Source organism: Paenibacillus sp. IHB B 3415, from assembly GCF_000802655.2.
In the GTDB taxonomy this organism is placed as follows: domain Bacteria; phylum Bacillota; class Bacilli; order Paenibacillales; family Paenibacillaceae; genus Paenibacillus_AQ; species Paenibacillus_AQ phytohabitans.
The window spans coordinates 46965-65948 of the sequence record NZ_JUEI01000023.1 but is presented as its reverse complement, the minus strand read 5'-3'; the positions used below and the strand labels follow the sequence as shown (position 1 = coordinate 65948).

22 protein-coding genes are annotated in these 18984 nt (G+C 45.5%); 6 read left to right on the top strand and 16 right to left on the bottom strand.

What is annotated here, in order from left to right:
• Positions 1 to 135: 135 nt before the first annotated feature.
• From QW71_RS13025 to QW71_RS39825, 6 genes are all read left to right on the top strand, one after another.
• Positions 136 to 2013, top strand: coding sequence for a leucine-rich repeat domain-containing protein (locus QW71_RS13025; protein WP_039298389.1), 1878 nt, complete (start codon positions 136 to 138; stop codon positions 2011 to 2013).
• Positions 2014 to 2787: 774 nt separating this feature from the next.
• A complete protein-coding gene (locus tag QW71_RS13020; protein WP_052770008.1) occupies positions 2788 to 3141 on the top strand; it encodes a sce7726 family protein in 354 nt (117 codons plus the stop codon).
• Between the two features lie 940 nt (positions 3142 to 4081).
• Positions 4082 to 5959: a serine hydrolase gene (locus QW71_RS13015; protein ID WP_052770007.1), complete on the top strand. Its 1878-nt coding sequence runs from the start codon at positions 4082 to 4084 to the stop codon at positions 5957 to 5959.
• Between the two features lie 1009 nt (positions 5960 to 6968).
• The gene (locus QW71_RS41825) at positions 6969 to 7094 is read left to right on the top strand and encodes a hypothetical protein (RefSeq protein WP_268794619.1); all 126 of its coding nucleotides are present in this window, start codon (positions 6969 to 6971) and stop codon (positions 7092 to 7094) included.
• A 998-nt stretch (positions 7095 to 8092) separates the two neighbouring features.
• Positions 8093 to 8344 carry a sce7726 family protein gene (locus QW71_RS13010; protein ID WP_052770006.1) on the top strand — a complete coding sequence of 84 codons (252 nt, stop codon included), beginning with the start codon at positions 8093 to 8095 and terminating at the stop codon, positions 8342 to 8344.
• Between the two features lie 963 nt (positions 8345 to 9307).
• A complete protein-coding gene (locus QW71_RS39825; RefSeq protein ID WP_160311801.1) occupies positions 9308 to 9937 on the top strand; it encodes a sce7726 family protein in 630 nt (209 codons plus the stop codon).
• Here QW71_RS39825 and QW71_RS13005 read toward each other — a convergent pair.
• The 16 genes from QW71_RS13005 to QW71_RS40460 all read right to left on the bottom strand — a co-directional run bounded on the left by QW71_RS13005 (position 9861) and on the right by QW71_RS40460 (position 18729).
• Positions 9861 to 10907: a hypothetical protein gene (locus QW71_RS13005; protein ID WP_039298386.1), complete on the bottom strand. Its 1047-nt coding sequence runs from the start codon at positions 10905 to 10907 to the stop codon at positions 9861 to 9863. The genes QW71_RS39825 and QW71_RS13005 overlap by 77 nt on opposite strands.
• Before the next feature lie 289 nt (positions 10908 to 11196).
• Complete coding sequence (locus QW71_RS13000; RefSeq protein ID WP_039298383.1) at positions 11197 to 11397, bottom strand: hypothetical protein; 201 nt, start codon at positions 11395 to 11397, stop codon at positions 11197 to 11199.
• A gap of 163 nt (positions 11398 to 11560) precedes the next feature.
• Positions 11561 to 11692: a hypothetical protein gene (locus QW71_RS41315; protein WP_306766035.1), complete on the bottom strand. Its 132-nt coding sequence runs from the start codon at positions 11690 to 11692 to the stop codon at positions 11561 to 11563.
• Positions 11689 to 11973 carry a hypothetical protein gene (locus tag QW71_RS12995; RefSeq protein ID WP_152679756.1) on the bottom strand — a complete coding sequence of 95 codons (285 nt, stop codon included), beginning with the start codon at positions 11971 to 11973 and terminating at the stop codon, positions 11689 to 11691. The genes QW71_RS41315 and QW71_RS12995 overlap by 4 nt, the downstream gene beginning before the upstream one ends.
• A gap of 135 nt (positions 11974 to 12108) precedes the next feature.
• Positions 12109 to 12405 (bottom strand): helix-turn-helix domain-containing protein, encoded by a 297-nt coding sequence (locus tag QW71_RS12990; RefSeq protein WP_039298377.1) that lies wholly within the window; start codon positions 12403 to 12405, stop codon positions 12109 to 12111.
• A 206-nt stretch (positions 12406 to 12611) separates the two neighbouring features.
• Positions 12612 to 12866, bottom strand: coding sequence for a terminase small subunit (locus QW71_RS38955; protein ID WP_235441456.1), 255 nt, complete (start codon positions 12864 to 12866; stop codon positions 12612 to 12614).
• Positions 12867 to 12969: 103 nt separating this feature from the next.
• The gene (locus QW71_RS12980) at positions 12970 to 13197 is read right to left on the bottom strand and encodes an AlpA family transcriptional regulator (RefSeq protein ID WP_152679754.1); all 228 of its coding nucleotides are present in this window, start codon (positions 13195 to 13197) and stop codon (positions 12970 to 12972) included.
• 64 nt (positions 13198 to 13261) lie between these two features.
• Positions 13262 to 13447 (bottom strand): hypothetical protein, encoded by a 186-nt coding sequence (locus QW71_RS12975; RefSeq protein WP_039298369.1) that lies wholly within the window; start codon positions 13445 to 13447, stop codon positions 13262 to 13264.
• 163 nt (positions 13448 to 13610) lie between these two features.
• Positions 13611 to 13922 (bottom strand): helix-turn-helix domain-containing protein, encoded by a 312-nt coding sequence (locus QW71_RS12970; RefSeq protein ID WP_039298367.1) that lies wholly within the window; start codon positions 13920 to 13922, stop codon positions 13611 to 13613.
• 70 nt (positions 13923 to 13992) lie between these two features.
• Positions 13993 to 14511: a hypothetical protein gene (locus QW71_RS37955; RefSeq protein WP_052770005.1), complete on the bottom strand. Its 519-nt coding sequence runs from the start codon at positions 14509 to 14511 to the stop codon at positions 13993 to 13995.
• A gap of 54 nt (positions 14512 to 14565) precedes the next feature.
• The gene (locus QW71_RS12960) at positions 14566 to 15243 is read right to left on the bottom strand and encodes a hypothetical protein (RefSeq protein ID WP_039298364.1); all 678 of its coding nucleotides are present in this window, start codon (positions 15241 to 15243) and stop codon (positions 14566 to 14568) included.
• Between the two features lie 19 nt (positions 15244 to 15262).
• Positions 15263 to 15823, bottom strand: coding sequence for a hypothetical protein (locus QW71_RS12955; protein WP_039298361.1), 561 nt, complete (start codon positions 15821 to 15823; stop codon positions 15263 to 15265).
• Between the two features lie 69 nt (positions 15824 to 15892).
• A complete protein-coding gene (locus QW71_RS12950; protein ID WP_052770004.1) occupies positions 15893 to 16180 on the bottom strand; it encodes a transglycosylase SLT domain-containing protein in 288 nt (95 codons plus the stop codon).
• A gap of 92 nt (positions 16181 to 16272) precedes the next feature.
• Positions 16273 to 17811 carry a hypothetical protein gene (locus tag QW71_RS12945; RefSeq protein WP_039298358.1) on the bottom strand — a complete coding sequence of 513 codons (1539 nt, stop codon included), beginning with the start codon at positions 17809 to 17811 and terminating at the stop codon, positions 16273 to 16275.
• Between the two features lie 32 nt (positions 17812 to 17843).
• Entirely contained in the window at positions 17844 to 18521 is a 678-nt protein-coding gene (locus QW71_RS12940; protein WP_039298355.1) for a terminase small subunit, read from the bottom strand.
• A 34-nt stretch (positions 18522 to 18555) separates the two neighbouring features.
• A complete protein-coding gene (locus QW71_RS40460) occupies positions 18556 to 18729 on the bottom strand; it encodes a hypothetical protein (protein ID WP_160311800.1) in 174 nt (57 codons plus the stop codon).
• Between the last annotated feature and the right edge of the window lie 255 nt (positions 18730 to 18984).

The window sequence follows — 18984 nt, the reverse complement described above, 5'->3', positions numbered from 1 at the left end:
CCTACAAATCACTTGCTTTTTGACAACAGCTGGCTCTATCCTCTCTGGAAAGTATAATAGAATAAAAGAAGTATAATGAACTCAGATGCCAGCTCAGTATGAGCTTATCATCACATCATGAAGGAGGAGGCATTCGTGGCATTTATTCCGTTAAACTGTCCCAATTGCAGCGGAAGAATTGAATACAAGGAAGGTACGACCCTCAAGTGTCCCTATTGCCATACAGAGCTTCTATTGAAGCAAAATCATGTCTACTATGTGGATCAGACCATTAACCATTATCACGGGACAGTTCCTGAGGCCACGCCGAAGCCGTCCGTCTCCGTCTCCGTCCCTCTAAGGCTGGTATTGATCCTGCTGCTCGTCATATCAGGCGCCATCGGTACTTATTTCTATTACGGCTTAGACTCCCCTCAGCACACAACAGAAGCCAATCTGTCTGTGCGGAAGATGCCCGAAAGCGAGGTCCTGCTCTCCTTTTTGCGGGAGATCTTGGATAAAGGCTCTGCGATGCCGACAGAGGAGGAATTGGCCTCTCTGCGCTATTTAACCGTGGATCGTTCGGAGAATGACCAGTGGCGTTTCACCTACAGCTTCTCCGATCCCTTCAGCAATGCGCAGGCCGAGAAGATCACTTATATTACCCAAGACAAGAAACTGAATGCCCAGCGGATCGATCAGCGGGATTTTGAGGCCTTTAGGGGGCTGACAGCACTGGACCTGACGAATACCTACGAGATCTCCCAGGCGGACACAACAACTCTGGCCCATATGCCCGGATTAAAAAGCTATGGTGGCGCCTTTAACGAATCCTTCAGCAAATTTTCCGGGTACTTCGGCGACAAGTCTAAAATCACGGAGCTGTCCACCCAGCTTCGCAGCAATCAGGAATTGGCCTTGCTGCTGGAATTCCCTAATTTAAGCTCTCTGGCCATTACCTATGTGGATGAGTCCGTAACAGATCTTCATTTGCTCCATAAGCTGCCGCTGAAGTCCCTCTCGCTTACCTTTGTCAATGAACTGGGGTGGTTGTCGTCCATGACCGGGCTGTCATCCCTGGCCATCCACTACAGTGATGCCACAGACCTGCAGCCGCTGTACGCCTTAACCCAGCTTCAGGAGCTTCACCTATCTTATTTAACCAATATAAAGTCCATCGACTTTGTGCAAAACATGCCTGCTCTGCAAACATTAGATGTAGAGAATCTGAATTTCACCAGCCTGGAGCGTCTGGCCGGGAAGACCTCTATTACTTCACTCCGCCTGGCTTCCTTAGGCCAGCTTAGCTCGGTAACGGCCGTGAACAGCCTGCCCTCTTTGCGGGAATTGACATTGTCCGGGTACTACCAGAAGGCAGAGGCGCTGGCATTGCCGGGCGTTAAGCGGGTGGAAATCCCCGGCGACTTTCTCCCCGGGCTGAAAGCGCCTGCCGTAACCGGCCTGACGATCCGGGGCGGAAGTTCAGAGCTCAATATGGAGGCTCTGGGGAAATTCCCGGAGCTTGCGCAGCTTTCCCTCTGGGACATCGACGAAATAGCCCAGCTTGACGCCCTGGACGACTTGGCCCGCCTGAAGACACTAAACATCTACGATTCGTCGCTGTATAAGGAGAGCGATGCCTTATTTCGTTTGAAGCAGGTGAACACTCTGGTGTGCTCAGAATGCCGTCTGGATTTCGGACAAAAGGCAGGCGCGGCGAACAGCGTGCTTGAGCATTTGACCTTAGACCGGCCATCTTTTAGCATGAACAATAACTCTGTCAGTGAAGTTGACCAGGCGATGCCTTATTTCGCCAACCTGTCCGCTCTGCGTTCCTTCACCCTGCAAGACAGCAATTTGGCTTCTCTGGAATTCATGAGCAACTGGCAGGCCATAGAAGAGCTTCATCTGGAGAACAATGCCATTTCCAATATAGAAACCTTGAGCGGGCTGCCTAATCTGCAAAAGGTATTTCTGGCCGGCAATTCCGTGTTGAACAAATCCGTGCTTGGTGCGGGCGTGCTCGTGTATTAATTTTCCTGTCTGACACAAGAAAATACCTGCTGAAATTGCTGTCTAATAAACGCAAATAGACCGCCCCCTCTCGCAAGGCATGCGCTCTATCTGTCGTGACCTGTTTGTTGCGGCCTACCGCCCTTAAAAGTAGCTATTGCAAAGAGAGTTGTGTTAGCGCACGGCTCTCTTTGCATTGTACGCTCGTTCTGCTTTTACTAACCTCAGAGGTTAACGAATGTTAACACCAGTGCAAAAATAAAGACGCTTCAGGAGTAATTCCCGAGCATCTTCTTGCTTTCTTTTATGTCGAATTATCACCAGTTACTGGCGATTATCTTTATTTTTCGCACCACATTTGCACCCATGTACAATTGGACACACCGTCCTACTAATTTCCACGCATCTGTATCAGCGAACGAACCCTTGATACATAAAGGATTCCCATCCTGTACTACTTCCGCTCCAACCATGCCACCGACTCCACATGCACCGTATGCGGGCAACCATCCCGTTATTGGGGCTTCTGTTATAGTGGTGGGAAAGCGCGTAGAATACGGGCTTTTAAGTATGACGTGCTCTGTGGTAGCAGCTTTTAGGGCGGTTTAACATCAAGTTTCACATCAGATTCACATCACTGATTTTCATTATTTTTAGAGCTGATAATAATCTTCAGATTTGTATCCATAATGTAATATTTCTCCAAATATACTTAGTGTAGAAGCTTTCCTTAATTAGTACCATGTGCTAAAATCACTCTGAAGGAAACAATCGGGTAGGAAAGGAGGAATTATTTTGGATAAGCTAAAGGACAGTGATATAAGGTTGTTATTAAAAAGAAAATTCACTTCCTTTGCTGAGTTCACCCTTGACTCCACGACTATTGTTGTTGATGAATTGGATGTTTGTTTTGGATCAGCAAGAGTTGATGTAGCAGTTATTAATGGGAGATTACACGGTTTTGAAATTAAGAGCGAAAGTGATAATCTTGACAGATTACCTTCTCAAATTGAATTTTATAGCAGAGTTTTTGATACAATGACATTGGTTGTTTCAAAAAACCATTTAGAAACAATCTTATATGCACTGTCCGGCTTTTCAGCATTGCTGTTCAGCGCCCTTATCATCGGCTGGGATTTGTACTTTTAGATTGCTCATGAAATGAGAACCTCGCAGAACGCAAAGAAGCCTTTAGGAAGGAAGTTAAACGCTTCATTGAACTCGCACTAGCGATGAGTAGGTAATAAAGCAATGCCTCCAAAGGCTTATCCAAGCAATCTAAGTATTTATGGATGGAAAGATTAAAATAAACTACAATCTTTCCATCCCCTCCCTCGAATGAAGTGCACTTTATTGAAATGTATCTTTTCTTTCAAGGCGGTTTCACATCAAGTTCTATATCAGATTCACATCAAGTTTTAAGCAGGAAATTCACACTATGTTAATTGCCTCTCTCCATCTGCCAAAATGTGCGTGCCTATTTGAATAGCCATGCGGACGGATCGCCGTTCCATCATGAGCGAACTTACCTATGGTTCAGGCAGTTCATTCAGAATAACAACCTACGCTATATCCGCTTCCACGATCTGCGCCATACCTCAATAAGGCAAAAGCGCAAAAATAAAGACGCTGCGGGGAGCAATTCCCGAGCGTCTTCTTGCTTTCTTTTATGTCGAATTATCACCAGTTACTGGCGATTATCTTTATTTTTCGCACCACATTTGCACCCATGTACAATTGGACACACCGTCCTACTAATTTCCACGCATCTGTATCAGCGAACGAACCCTTGATACATAAAGGATTCCCATCCTGTACTACTTCCGCTCCAACCATGCCACCGACTCCACATGTGTAGAGTAAGCAGAGTCAACACATTTAATAACAATTAACGGGGATGCCTAAACCCACGCGATGCTAATAAATACGGAGCTTTTCGAAAACCCGGCAAGGCCTATCCTATCAAAAAGTTTCTTCGTTATCACCTGGAGCGGTTCAACCTGATAAAGAAAAGAAGGAACATGATGTAATTTTGTGGAAATACTCAAGAGCGTTTCAAATCATTTGGATTATAAAAGGGAGTTTACCTATGAGAGAACAAAACAGAAGGAACAGAGTTAAGCAGTTCTCCGCCAGTATGCTTGTTGTCATTATGCTGATGCTGGCAGTTCCTGCATATGCAGCTGAGGAAGAGCAAGCTCTGCTTCCTTCCGGCTCACCCTTGTCTTCGCTTGAGGGATTAACCGATAATTATGAAACTGTCTATGAGCCGACGACTGCAGCCGTGTCTGTGGCGGTGGTTAACGATGGCGACACCCTCTTCGATAAAGCGTATGGATTTGCAGACATAGAGCGTCAGGTTCCTGCAGATACAGATACTGTGTTTGAGTGGGGCTCCTGCACGAAGCTGCTGGTATGGACCAGCGTGATGCAGCTGGTTGAGCAGGGGAAGCTTAATCTGGAGACAGATATCCGCGAATATCTTCCTGAAGGCTTTCTCAGCAAGCTAAAATATGAGGCGCCTGTTTCTCTGCTGAACCTGATGAATCACAACGCGGGCTGGCAGGAGCTGGGCACTGATTTGTGGTATTTTGCAGAGGAAGATGTCCCTGAACTTGGAGACGCACTTCAGCGCCTTGAACCCCGGCAGATCAACCCGCCAGGCAAGGTTGTAGCTTATTCCAATTTCGGAGTGGCGCTGGCTGGCTTTATTGTGGAACTGCAGAGCAGCATGCCCTTTTATACCTATGTGCAAAAGCATATCTTTGAAGTGCTTGGTATGGACCATACCTCCATTCACTGGGCGCAACAGGACAATCCGGCAGTTGCCGAAGGGAGAAGCAGAATTCAAGGATACACAACGAAGCTGAAGCTGATTAAGAAGAATAGAGCCTATCTCAGTATTTATCCGGCAGGAAGTACCATAGGAACCGCAAAGGACGCAGCGAAATTCGTGGCGGCTCTAATGCCTCCAGCGGGCCGTAACAGTCCGTTATTCCACGATAATGCCACGTTACAGGACATGCTGTCTCCCAGCCTGTACTATGAAGAGACTGATATTCCAAGAATTGCCCACGGGTTTTTTGCAGTGAATTATGCTGCTCCCGCGCTGGAACATGCCGGGAATACGCTCGGCTTCACAAGCAAGTTCGTACTGGACCCGCAATCCGGCTTCGGCATGGTAGTGATGACCAACCAGTATAATGAGTCGAACTATACCACCGGCCTTGTCGACAAGGTGTTTGGCGCCTACCTGCCCGCAGTCTACAGCGGCGGGCTTCCGGATAGTTCACAGGTGGCTGGTGAATATATAACTGCGCGAAGAGTGGACCACGGGTTCACCAAAATCCGGGACTTCTTTTATACTGAGAAGATTACCGCAAGTAACCCTTCCTATTTAGATCATAACGGCCAGCCCTTGAGCCAAATATCGCCTGATGCTTATGTTCCGGTCTATAGTTCTGGATTTATGTATTTTGTGCGGGATGCCGGGGGAGCAGTGATCAAATTCTCGAACCCGTATAACGACTTTTTTCCGCTCACAGGCCTGTCCGCACAACGTGTTCGAATAACCCTGGTTGCACTCAGTCTGGGTACAGCAATCATAATCTTTTCACTTCTTGGCGGCCTGATCAGATGGATCATTTACAGATTTAAAAAAACACCAAAACTGCCAGCACCGTTGAACAAATACCATCTTTGGATGAATGCTGCAGGACTTGCCTTTATAGCGAATACCGCAATCCTGGGCTATAGAACCTTGATCATCTCGACCTATTCAGCCCTTCGCATTCACCTAATATTTAACATCGTTTATGTTGTGCTGACAGCGGGTTATATCGTACTGCTTGGACTTAAACTCAGGAAGCAAAAGAACGGCAAACGAAGAACAATCTTATATGCACTGTCCGGCTTTTCAGCATTGCTGTTCAGCGCCCTTATCATCGGCTGGGATTTGTACTTTTAGATTGCTCATGAAATGAGAACCTCGCAGAACGCAAAGAAGCCTTTAGGAAGGAAGTTAAACGCTTCATTGAACTCGCACTAGCGATGAGTAGGTAATAAAGCAATGCCTCCAAAGGCTTATCCAAGCAATCTAAGTATTTATGGATGGAAAGATTAAAATAAACTACAATCTTTCCATCCCCTCCCTCGAATGAAGTGCACTTTATTGAAATGTATCTTTTCTTTCAAGGCGGTTTCACATCAAGTTCTATATCAGATTCACATCAAGTTTTAAGCAGGAAATTCACACTATGTTAATTGCCTCTCTCCATCTGCCAAAATGTGCGTGCCTATTTGAATAGCCATGCGGACGGATCGCCGTTCCATCATGAGCGAACTTACCTATGGTTCAGGCAGTTCATTCAGAATAACAACCTACGCTATATCCGCTTCCACGATCTGCGCCATACCTCAATAAGGCAAAAGCGCAAAAATAAAGACGCTGCGGGGAGCAATTCCCGAGCGTCTTCTTGCTTTCTTTTATGTCGAATTATCACCAGTTACTGGCGATTATCTTTATTTTTCGCACCACATTTGCACCCATGTACAATTGGACACACCGTCCTACTAATTTCCACGCATCTGTATCAGCGAACGAACCCTTGATACATAAAGGATTCCCATCCTGTACTACTTCCGCTCCAACCATGCCACCGACTCCACATGCACCGTATGCGGGCAACCATCCCGTTATTGGGGCTTCTGTTATAGTGGTGGGAAAGCGCGTAGAATACGGGCTTTTAAGTATGACGTGCTCTGTGGTAGCAGCTTTTAGGGCGGTTTAACATCAAGTTTCACATCAGATTCACATCACTGATTTTCATTATTTTTAGAGCTGATAATAATCTTCAGATTTGTATCCATAATGTAATATTTCTCCAAATATACTTAGTGTAGAAGCTTTCCTTAATTAGTACCATGTGCTAAAATCACTCTGAAGGAAACAATCGGGTAGGAAAGGAGGAATTATTTTGGATAAGCTAAAGGACAGTGATATAAGGTTGTTATTAAAAAGAAAATTCACTTCCTTTGCTGAGTTCACCGCTGTTCAGCGCCCTTATCATCGGCTGGGATTTGTACTTTTAGATTGCTCATGAAATGAGAACCTCGCAGAACGCAAAGAAGCCTTTAGGAAGGAAGTTAAACGCTTCATTGAACTCGCACTAGCGATGAGTAGGTAATAAAGCAATGCCTCCAAAGGCTTATCCAAGCAATCTAAGTATTTATGGATGGAAAGATTAAAATAAACTACAATCTTTCCATCCCCTCCCTCGAATGAAGTGCACTTTATTGAAATGTATCTTTTCTTTCAAGGCGGTTTCACATCAAGTTCTATATCAGATTCACATCAAGTTTTAAGCAGGAAATTCACACTATGTTAATTGCCTCTCTCCATCTGCCAAAATGTGCGTGCCTATTTGAATAGCCATGCGGACGGATCGCCGTTCCATCATGAGCGAACTTACCTATGGTTCAGGCAGTTCATTCAGAATAACAACCTACGCTATATCCGCTTCCACGATCTGCGCCATACCTCAATAAGGCAAAAGCGCAAAAATAAAGACGCTGCGGGGAGCAATTCCCGAGCGTCTTCTTGCTTTCTTTTATGTCGAATTATCACCAGTTACTGGCGATTATCTTTATTTTTCGCACCACATTTGCACCCATGTACAATTGGACACACCGTCCTACTAATTTCCACGCATCTGTATCAGCGAACGAACCCTTGATACATAAAGGATTCCCATCCTGTACTACTTCCGCTCCAACCATGCCACCGACTCCACATGCACCGTATGCGGGCAACCATCCCGTTATTGGGGCTTCTGTTATAGTGGTGGGAAAGCGCGTAGAATACGGGCTTTTAAGTATGACGTGCTCTGTGGTAGCAGCTTTTAGGGCGGTTTAACATCAAGTTTCACATCAGATTCACATCACTGATTTTCATTATTTTTAGAGCTGATAATAATCTTCAGATTTGTATCCATAATGTAATATTTCTCCAAATATACTTAGTGTAGAAGCTTTCCTTAATTAGTACCATGTGCTAAAATCACTCTGAAGGAAACAATCGGGTAGGAAAGGAGGAATTATTTTGGATAAGCTAAAGGACAGTGATATAAGGTTGTTATTAAAAAGAAAATTCACTTCCTTTGCTGAGTTCACCCTTGACTCCACGACTATTGTTGTTGATGAATTGGATGTTTGTTTTGGATCAGCAAGAGTTGATGTAGCAGTTATTAATGGGAGATTACACGGTTTTGAAATTAAGAGCGAAAGTGATAATCTTGACAGATTACCTTCTCAAATTGAATTTTATAGCAGAGTTTTTGAAAGAAGCCTTTAGGAAGGAAGTTAAACGCTTCATTGAACTCGCACTAGCGATGAGTAGGTAATAAAGCAATGCCTCCAAAGGCTTATCCAAGCAATCTAAGTATTTATGGATGGAAAGATTAAAATAAACTACAATCTTTCCATCCCCTCCCTCGAATGAAGTGCACTTTATTGAAATGTATCTTTTCTTTCAAGGCGGTTTCACATCAAGTTCTATATCAGATTCACATCAAGTTTTAAGCAGGAAATTCACACTATGTTAATTGCCTCTCTCCATCTGCCAAAATGTGCGTGCCTATTTGAATAGCCATGCGGACGGATCGCCGTTCCATCATGAGCGAACTTACCTATGGTTCAGGCAGTTCATTCAGAATAACAACCTACGCTATATCCGCTTCCACGATCTGCGCCATACCTCAATAAGGCAAAAGCGCAAAAATAAAGACGCTGCGGGGAGCAATTCCCGAGCGTCTTCTTGCTTTCTTTTATGTCGAATTATCACCAGTTACTGGCGATTATCTTTATTTTTCGCACCACATTTGCACCCATGTACAATTGGACACACCGTCCTACTAATTTCCACGCATCTGTATCAGCGAACGAACCCTTGATACATAAAGGATTCCCATCCTGTACTACTTCCGCTCCAACCATGCCACCGACTCCACATGCACCGTATGCGGGCAACCATCCCGTTATTGGGGCTTCTGTTATAGTGGTGGGAAAGCGCGTAGAATACGGGCTTTTAAGTATGACGTGCTCTGTGGTAGCAGCTTTTAGGGCGGTTTAACATCAAGTTTCACATCAGATTCACATCACTGATTTTCATTATTTTTAGAGCTGATAATAATCTTCAGATTTGTATCCATAATGTAATATTTCTCCAAATATACTTAGTGTAGAAGCTTTCCTTAATTAGTACCATGTGCTAAAATCACTCTGAAGGAAACAATCGGGTAGGAAAGGAGGAATTATTTTGGATAAGCTAAAGGACAGTGATATAAGGTTGTTATTAAAAAGAAAATTCACTTCCTTTGCTGAGTTCACCCTTGACTCCACGACTATTGTTGTTGATGAATTGGATGTTTGTTTTGGATCAGCAAGAGTTGATGTAGCAGTTATTAATGGGAGATTACACGGTTTTGAAATTAAGAGCGAAAGTGATAATCTTGACAGATTACCTTCTCAAATTGAATTTTATAGCAGAGTTTTTGATACAATGACATTGGTTGTTTCAAAAAACCATTTAGAAAAAGCTCGTAAAATTGTCCCCAAATGGTGGGGGGTGGACTGTGTTGTGAGTTCAAAGAGCTCAGCTGTAACTATTAAAACTCTTAGAAAACCAAAGCAGAATAAAAAAGTAGAGATGTTTGATCTGACTCAGTTATTATGGAAAAATGAACTTATAGAACTTCTCGAAATGAATAATATTATAAAAGGTACGAAAAGCAAAACCAGATTCGAACTCGGTAATGTTGTGATAGAAAACTTGAGCAATAACGACATTACCGAGTTCGTTAAGCATAAGCTTAAATCTCGCCAAGAGTGGAGAGCTGTCCCAATACAACAGCTATGTGGTGATTTGCCGCTATTGTTACCCAATTAGTACTATTTCCTGGACCCTTATTATTTTGATTGAGGGCCCTTTCTTTTATTTCAAGATCCCCAAATGAAAAATGCTCCCCGTAATAATGCTCTGAATTGTAAATATCTTCTGCAAGAGATTTCGCCCCTCTTGTCCATTGGTTTGTTTTTCGATTTTTTGAACCTTTAAGTATCCAATATTTATTTTCCAACGTATATCTTGCCTTCGGAAGAGGACCGTATTTAAGTCTTGAAAAGTCAAGCTCAGTATCAGTGTACTTAGTGACACCATAATCCGAATAAATCAATTTTTCTTGTAAAGATTCAAACTCCTGATTATTTGCAATTTTCTTAAATATTTTCATCTCATAACGATTAACGAACAGATCTTCACCAGCGGACAGGTTATCCATTTTCTCCGGAAAAGAATTAGAAGCGATTATAATTGATTTAAATATATTGTACTTTGTTATATAAGCTCTAAATAGTTGCTTAACCTCCTGATACTGGAGACTTGCAGTAGCTTTTTCAGTTATCAAACCTAAATCTAACAACAGGTCAATATCAATACTATTAACTTCTTCCCATTCTGATATCTCACTAAAAATAGCATCGTATCCTTCACTATCAATATCTTCAGGGACAGGAATCCGCACTAATACCTTATCTGTAATACCCACAAATTTATTAGCATATTCAGGAAAGTCATCCGGATACAATACCGGATATATATTATGCTCAGCACTGATATCAGTATTAATCAGACTAAATAATAAATCATTATCCTCATTCTCTAAGTAACGAGTATCAATATAAAGCGGATAATGTTGGAGATGCGCTACGAAGGTGTCAATAATTTTTGTCTCTTCATCATCATTAACTAGCTCCAGTAGCGGGGAAATCTCCTGCTTATGAGATTTGGTCAAATTCTCAAGAGCCAACCGCTCCCCTTTTTTCCATTTAAGGATTGGAACATATTGAATTTCACTCATTGATTACTACCCCCAAATTTCCCTATCGGCTAGGGTATTTAGCTAGGTCTTCCGGATTATGTCATTATACGACAAAAGACCCCATTTGGATATGCGTAGGGGCATACCAAATCAATATTCTTTATCAAGTAAGGTACCTATCTCCCGTTATGTAAAAGCAAAGTCTAATATAATTTCAATATTGGTAGATAATATAAAAAGAGCTCCGCAGCGTAAGCTTCGGAACCTTAAGTTAGATATTATGGTTGTATACCTCTATTACGTGAATATCAATCCGCTGCTAGATCAATTACAAATCATTATCCAAAGCTTCTATTTTAATATACGGGTATTTCTCATGAAAAAATGATACCGGAACCTTCCCCCGCTCTACCCAATAACCCTTAGCCTGCAGTTCAGCATTCATAGATTGGATTCTGTTTAGCGCTGTTCTGGAGGTTCCGAGGCATAGCATCTCCTGCACTTCCTTGGTCGTATAAAAGTGTTTCATGGCCTGACTCCTTTCTGGGCGAGTAACGATTCTTCATATTCCAGAAGCCATTCCCTTTTGATCTTCCAGTGCTTGCCCTTCTTATACACCCGTAGCTGCCCCCGCTTGACTTTACGGTTGGAGGAAAATCTCCTTCCGCAGCCGGCTAGGTGTAGGTAATTCTTTAATTCTCCATTTCGGTCTTGGTCACCTCATCATACTGATAACCCATAACTTGCGTAAGCAGCGCATTCTCGACAGCCCGAACCACAACTTCCTTGCCGGTTTTTAGGGCCTGAAATATCTGAGTATTCATCTCCCCTCCTCCCTTATGGACCGTTCTTTTGCCCACAGCATAACCTCTGACCATATCACCCGGATCTGCCGTTCCCCAAAATTGTAGGAAGGGAATCCCGCTTGATTCTTCATTTCGTAGGCTTTCCTCAAACTTATTTGCATGCGCTCTGCCATTTGTGGGATCGTCATTAATTCTCCATGCTGGTATGGTGCAATCTCTGCGAGTACCTGCTTCTTAATCTCCAGTTTCATTAATTCAATTGCTTGGATAAACAACTCGAAGGCCTCTTCCCGCATCAAAGTTAAACCTCCTCACACCGGCTCTAACCTTCTGAATCGGAAGGTTAGAAAGTTCAGACATGGTGAATCGCCATGTTAGACATTCTGAATCGGAAGGTCCGAATCCGAAAAAACAATATTGCGATCTCAGGCCAGTCATCGCTCCGGTCGATAGTTCCGCTCTTCCTCTTCGCGCTTCCACCGATCAAGGCTGGCTGAGCTGAAGAGATACCGTGGATTCTTGCTGCCCTCCGCGCCAACAGTCCGGTGTGGAATGCGCTTCGCTTTACAGAGATTGCGGAGCGTGTAGTCACTCATGGAGAGGTATACGCAAGCTTCAGAAAGGGTAAGTGTCTGATTCGCCGAGAGCGAAAGACTTTCCATAATACGCTTTTCCGCTTCTGCGACATGCACGGATATGATGTCGGAGATTGCCTTTTCGAGTGCTGTCATGATTACACCTCACATTCTCTTGTCTCGTCCAGTCCCCCGATTCAGGCAGGGCGAGCATTTCAAATATTTTCCCAGTGGGCAAATCGCTCGACATCGCGCGATTTCCGAACTGTTCAAACGCTTGGATAAACTTACGCGCTGTCTGAGGTACAAGGTCAATTGAGATGAGCCAGGTCTCCCACTGCCCATGCGCAAGGTCACTTTCCTTAACATGTTTGAGCCGTTTTACCCTGATGATCGATGCCGTGACAGTGCCGGCAGGCCAGGCGGCGTGCATGGATCAGCTGATTTGGGTTAGCCGTAGCGATGTCACACCAGCGCTGCGTGACCATTTCGGCAGTTATTTCAGCCTTAGCGGCCCGCTTGTCCATGCCAAGTTGCACGGCATCGGCAATCTTAGGTTTTCTTAGGTTCTCAAAACCTATCGCCTCAGCCGTCTTCGCGCTGTAACCCGCCCGAATGGCTGCCTGTGTGGCGTTGAGATCGACCAGGTACTCTTCACAAATAACTTCTGCTCGCCGTCACGGGTGTACAGCTAGTGTTTCGTGTTCAGAATGAGCTTGGTCATGAGGTTGCTTCTTCCAAAGGAAAAGTGCGTCCTTCGCGCTTTGTCTTCTCCCACCAGTCAAGAAACTCGTCTCTATCAGCCAGGATTGATTTGGGTCCAACTTTAAAACTTGGAATTCCGCCGACTTCAGGGCTGATACTCATTAAGACGTATACCTTGCGTTTGGATAAGCTAGTGAATTCGGAAATCTGTTTAGCCGTAAGGTGCGGCGGCAAGTGCATCATTTTCTCCCCCTCACTTTCTCGTGTATCATCTAGCTTCCTGGATACTAACATTTGCTAACAAATTTCATGAATCAGGTAGTCCCTTTTTAGGGCAGCCAGAAAAGCCGGAAACTGCAACGGTCTCTTTAGCAGCATCTGCCTCCTGGCGTAAAATCTCTTTCAGTATCAGGCGGGCCCAAACGTCGATGAGCCGCTGCGGATCTGGATGCGGGACAAGTTTTACGGTCACATTGATTGTTGCCTTCTTCATCAATACTTCACCTCGCAATATATGAATCACTCTATTAATATTGGCAAAAGAGATAGATTTCAGACCTGACTAATTAATCTACGCGAAGATAGGCGCCCGAATCTGAAGTTTTCTGAAGCAGCCCAGAATAAACACCATGATCCTACAGTCAGCAGACACTCTTTCAGCCGTTCGGTGCATCATATTTCAGCCGCTCCTGCTCATCCATCCAGCGATCAAGAGAGGCCAGCCTGAACCGCATTTGGGGTTTCTGCGATCCGGGAGCGCCAATAGGAAACCACGGGATGCTCCTGGCCTTAGCCATTGAGTATAGCAGCGTCTTTGATATACCGATATATTCAGCAGCCTCTTCAGCAGAGAGAGTCGCACGCTTAAGTCGATCCGTATATCTCCGATTCGCAGCTTCCTGGGTAGCCGGCAGTAGCTCAGCTATAATCCGATTCTTAACCTCATCAATAAACTCATTTGTGGTCATGGTATCAAGCCCTTCTCTCAGGTATAAAAATAAATAAGAGCCCTACGAAGAGGGCCCATCAGCTTACGTATTATTCACTTTCCAGCTCCGCCTTTTGCTTCTCCAGGTCAATCAATTTCTGTTCAGCTTCGGCGAGCTGCTTCTTGTACGAATCAAGCATTAGCTGACTGTTCGCTTTGGCTTCTTCCGTCTTGGAGGATGAGACATTCAGCTCATAGAGTTGAATTGCCTCCTTGTATCGTTCGATTTTCTCTTGAGTTCTTGTAATGACAGTAGTGACATCCTCAAGAGTCCGGGGTTTATCCAGATTTTCGCTTGTTGTTTTCATCGAATCTTTGACCTCCGATTTCAGAATGATCTTCTTCCCATCAACCGATACAGAGTAACCGGCAGCCTCTCCTATTGATCTGATCGGCGCGTAACTCTTTCCGTCAACGATTATAGCCGTGTCCAACTGCTGGCCGTCTACAATAACCGGTGCTTCTCCTTGAATAGCCTTTCCGACAAGGCTTTTAATATCATCTGCAAAGGCTGTGGCAGAAACAGTGAAAATAGCTCCGACAAGGAATCCGATAATATATTTTTTCAAAGCAATCCCCTCTTCATCCAATTTCCACCAATATACCACAGCCTCTGCAATCCGTTAAGCTCCGCCTTCCAAAGCTTCTAATCTATCGTATATCTCAGATAATTCTTCACCCAAGGTCCTATCAGTATTATCATTCAACAATTTGTACCATGTCGGCACGCTCACAAATCCAGAAGAAGCATTCAACTCTAAATTCCCACCATTGGAATATAGTAACAGCCCGCCGTTACCTACCATCTCCATTATCGAAGCAATTGTATCCATTTTCCCCTTTATTGTTCCATTCATGTAGAAATCCAGTGAAGGGACGCCTGCATAATTGGGATCGATGGCGATTTTGTTGCCTGCATTGGTATATGCCGCAAAGACATTACCAGTGTTGGACATCTCACAACGCGGGAACGTCCCATCCCGAGTGGCGATGTATGAACCGAATATCTTTATGGACTCAATTAGCCCTGCTGTTATGTGTCCAAGATCGGCTGATATCGCTGACAATTCACCCACAGTTATTTTATCTGCCGTAACGGCACCCGCAGCCAGCTTCTCCGTTTCAATACTGAGCGCTACCAATTTCTCGGCATGGATCTCATTGATGTTCCTCGTATCCAAATTATTCAACACAAAGAGCAGCTCTTTGGTCAGTTTATTGTAGGCATTCAACAACTGATTGACCAAGATCTTCAGGTCCGGCTCATTCTGGTTAATACTACTTAAATTTAAACTAACCATGACGTCATCTCCTCCATTTTCAGCTTTTCTCAATGAAAAATTTGAAAAGTGTATTATTGACTCCAATTGCATTCTTTGAAACTTGTTCGTTAATCTCAGTTTGAATACTTTGTGCTTCAGTCATTGAAAGACCCGCTTCAATTTGCGCTAGTCTATGCTGGAAAAGGTTTGCCGCATCTTGGTTTCCGAGTACTGCAAAGCTAACTTGACCGTTCTTTGGAGTAAACTTTTTGAGAATTTTATGGGTTGAATCAATTGTGTGGAAGGTGATCTCCCCTTTGGTATCAAGTCCACCAAATGCAAATAATAATTTGAATGTCTTCAGCGCGGGAGCGTTAAACAAATGTTGAACATAAGTCGCAATCTCCGCAAGGTCCCCTCTCTCCAGAACGCCCTCTTTCTCCAGTAATGAGATAACTATTTCTGCCGGCTGTTTCACACCGGCGTATGCAATAAGGATATTAGAAAACTGCATGCACTTTGGGTGCTGCTCTCCAACAACTTCGCCATTCCTCATCTCTCTTCCGTCCGTCACTACAGAAATGAATTGCTCTGTGGCAATTATAGATACCAGGCTCATTTTTAGCTCCTTCTTAAAATCAAGATATGGAATTCCGTTCAGATAGGTAAAGGGCTCTTCTACTCACCTCTAATACCAGTTATTTTCATCCCAAAATTTAAGCGCGTCTTCAGGAGTGCCGTAACGGTCTTTGATATATTTCAGACCGGCAATCGCCTGCTGGTACGGGTCGCTCCAGTCTACGCTGCTGCCGCCGTAATTTTTGCGGGTGCCGTCAAGAAATTGGAAGAGCCCAGCAGCTGTTGATTTAGGATTCTTGGCGTTCGGGTTGAACGAAGACTCCCGGGCGACCAGCTCCAGCACCGGCTTGAGCCAATCGCTTGTGTAGCCGCCTGCCTGAATCGCCTTTGCGACCACGGAGACCGCCGTGGAATAGTTCTTCGGATTAGCCTTGGAATCCTTATCTGCCTTGTAGTAGTTGGTATACGCCCCGGCGCTACCGGGGCCACTCAGTTTCCCAGCGATACATCATACTTCTTATCGAATGCATCAATATCAGACTTGTTCAAGCCAAGCAGGGAGAGAACCTGTGTGTCTTGGCCGTCGGGCAACCCCGCCCCCATAACCTGCTTATACATCTGTTCTTTGGAAGCTGAATCTTTTGGGAGCACCTTCACCTCAGAGTCATCCTTAGAAGGAATAAGGAATGAATTTCGAACAGCGTCATAAATTTGATTGGCCGTCATGCCGACATATTTTGACGCCGCAGGCTGGGACTGATCGTAATCCAGCTGCACCCACTGCCGGGCGTTATCATCCTGCGAGAGCGCGAGCTGAGCCTGCCGGTACGAATCATCACTCGACTGGGAAAGCTGCTGTAGGCCGTAGCCCAGACCGTATTGCCGTACAGACTCATCAAACTGAGCTTGCCATTGCTTGTCGGATATCGCGTCCCGGGCTGTCTGGTAAGCCTGCTGTTCCGTGTACTGCTGGTTCGCGGTATCCATCTGCTGTGCCTGTAGCGTCTTCTGCCCGTTCGCAAACTGTCCAATAGCCTGGCCGTAGTTGAACCGGTTATCCCACTGCTGCTGCGCGGCCTGCTGGTCGATCTGCTGCCCTTGCAGTGTCCGGATCGATGGCTTGACCTGACTGGCGGTGCTGTAGCTTGAAGCTGCCCCGAGCTTGCTGACATCGACGCCCATTGTAGAAAGCATCGCCCGGATGCCGTCAGCCTGGTTGCTAAGCTTGGTACGCTCTGCGGCCGTAACTCCAGAAGACTCAGCCTGTTGCTTGAGCGTCAGGAGCTGAGAGTAGAGCTGCTGTGCCTGCTCGTCTCCGGGAAGGTTACCCGTCAGGCCTGCGCGAGTATTGGTGTTGTCGATGCCGCGCTGGTCCTCATTGGTGTACATCTGAGATAAGCTGCCTTGATTGGCAAACTGCTGTTGCTCCTGGTTCTGCTGGTCCGCATAACGCTGGTAAGCCTGCTGCATGAGTTGTGGAAGCACGGTTGTCTCCACGTTCCCCATTTCCTGAGCGGCAATCTCAGAACCCCGATCCGTGGTGATGGTGCTGTTCAGAATACCTCTCCGGTTCGTATCTGCCTGCACCTGGTTATTGCCCGTTTGGATATTAGCTCTCGCCCGCTCCAGCGCAGCCTGATAAGCCGGATCACTGTTGGCGTCATAACTGAATGGTGTCGCCTGTTTAGTGGCGTACGCCTTCATGAGATCCATTAGTTCGCTGCTCTGGCTGGTATTCGTCTTAACCGGTGCAGCCGTTCCTTCCGAAGCTGCTGCTGGCGTAGCTAATGGAAGTGCTCCGGTGTACCCGAGCTGACTGGTCAGATACTTTGCCTGCGCCGAGGTATCCTGCCCTGCTGCCTGCCGCGAACGGTATGCTTCCAGCGCTCGGGTGGTCTCGCTCTGCTTAAACCCGCTATCTGCTCTTAACTGCTGCGCTTGGGCAATTAGTCGCTTCTTAGTGGACTCGTCAGCGGAATTGTAATCCACGCCGCCGTAAACACCTGTTGAACCTGTAGTATTAGCCATTTTCCAACCTCCAGTACTTGTAGTTTTCTTTATTACATCAAATCTTCCAGTTTTTTAACAGTCAACTCGCCCTTCAGCTTGAGCTCGTCCTTGTACATGCCGAGGTGCCGGGCGATGCGATCCCATGCCTGCTCCTGATCATTGAGCTTAATCTCCAGCCCGTTCGCCGTGTATTTGGCGCCGGCGTACAATGCCCTTGCTCCCGGACTCAAGTCCCGCGTATCCGCCACATGGAGCTGACCGTGCCCCTCACCATGGCATTGCGGGCATTTCGGATGCGGCCTTATGATTGGGTCAAAACCATAACCTCCAGCGTCAGAGGGTAACGCAGGCGGCTTACCTTTCTTCGCCATTGCCTTGGCAACATTCAACGCTCGATCGTACTCCTCAGTACCTACCCACTGATATTCGTGATCCCGGCCAAAGCAGTGACGGCAACAGACGCGCCTGTGCTGGATAATCTCGTTGGGGTCCGCTGTGGCGACTTCCCGCCAATGCTGAAGCACCATATCCGCTGTGATCTCCGTACGCTCGGAACGCTTATCCATAGCTTTCTTTATAGCGATTTTTATTTCAGGTTTTGTCAGGTTCTCCTGACCGACAGATCCGGCAGTCTTTGCACTATATCCTGCACGAATCGCAGCCTGAGTGGCGTTGAGATCGACCAAGTATTCTGTTGCAAAAAGCTTCTGTTTGGCCGTCAGTGCCATAAATACCAACTCCCTTCAAATAGCGGTTGTCTCACTACATCAGCCCCAGCCGCTCCGCTACATTCCGCCAGTCACGCTCCGCTTCATAATGTGGCCAGCGATCATCAATGATGTTCTCGATCTCACGGCTCAGCAGGGAGGCATCCATACCACGCTCCCAAAGCTCATCAATCGTCTGTTTCACTTCCTGATTCAGTCGTTTGCTCATAATTTACTGCTCACCTCCCTCCCAGTATTGACCTTACTTGCAGTAACCCCACCGCACTTAACAAGAATTGTTCCCATCGGTTCCGGCCCTGTTCCACAAGATAAACCTTTGTGCCGCAAGGGTTTGCGGGACTTAGTTCTCTGTTCTCAGTTCCAGCAACATATACGTCTATATGAAAAAATAGGGGTGTATAGCAGAAAGATTTCCCTTATGAGTACATATTGAATTTATAATGAGAACATAAGGAACACTGAG

Bases quoted from the DNA above. Each gene is read 5' to 3' on its own strand.
- QW71_RS12970 (WP_039298367.1), bottom strand. From the start codon at position 13,922: ATGACCACAAATGAGTTTATTGATGAGGTTAAGAATCGGATTATAGCT.
- QW71_RS13005 (WP_039298386.1), bottom strand. From the start codon at position 10,907: ATGAGTGAAATTCAATATGTTCCAATCCTTAAATGGAAAAAAGGGGAG.
- QW71_RS12990 (WP_039298377.1), bottom strand. From the start codon at position 12,405: ATGACAGCACTCGAAAAGGCAATCTCCGACATCATATCCGTGCATGTC.
- QW71_RS13015 (WP_052770007.1), top strand. From the start codon at position 4,082: ATGAGAGAACAAAACAGAAGGAACAGAGTTAAGCAGTTCTCCGCCAGT.
- QW71_RS12960 (WP_039298364.1), bottom strand. From the start codon at position 15,243: ATGGTTAGTTTAAATTTAAGTAGTATTAACCAGAATGAGCCGGACCTG.
- QW71_RS13000 (WP_039298383.1), bottom strand. From the start codon at position 11,397: ATGAAACACTTTTATACGACCAAGGAAGTGCAGGAGATGCTATGCCTC.
- QW71_RS40460 (WP_160311800.1), bottom strand. From the start codon at position 18,729: ATGAGCAAACGACTGAATCAGGAAGTGAAACAGACGATTGATGAGCTT.
- QW71_RS12975 (WP_039298369.1), bottom strand. From the start codon at position 13,447: ATGAAGAAGGCAACAATCAATGTGACCGTAAAACTTGTCCCGCATCCA.
- QW71_RS12955 (WP_039298361.1), bottom strand. From the start codon at position 15,823: ATGAGCCTGGTATCTATAATTGCCACAGAGCAATTCATTTCTGTAGTG.
- QW71_RS12980 (WP_152679754.1), bottom strand. From the start codon at position 13,197: ATGATGCACTTGCCGCCGCACCTTACGGCTAAACAGATTTCCGAATTC.
- QW71_RS41315 (WP_306766035.1), bottom strand. From the start codon at position 11,692: ATGAATACTCAGATATTTCAGGCCCTAAAAACCGGCAAGGAAGTTGTG.
- QW71_RS12940 (WP_039298355.1), bottom strand. From the start codon at position 18,521: ATGGCACTGACGGCCAAACAGAAGCTTTTTGCAACAGAATACTTGGTC.
- QW71_RS12945 (WP_039298358.1), bottom strand. From the start codon at position 17,811: ATGGCTAATACTACAGGTTCAACAGGTGTTTACGGCGGCGTGGATTAC.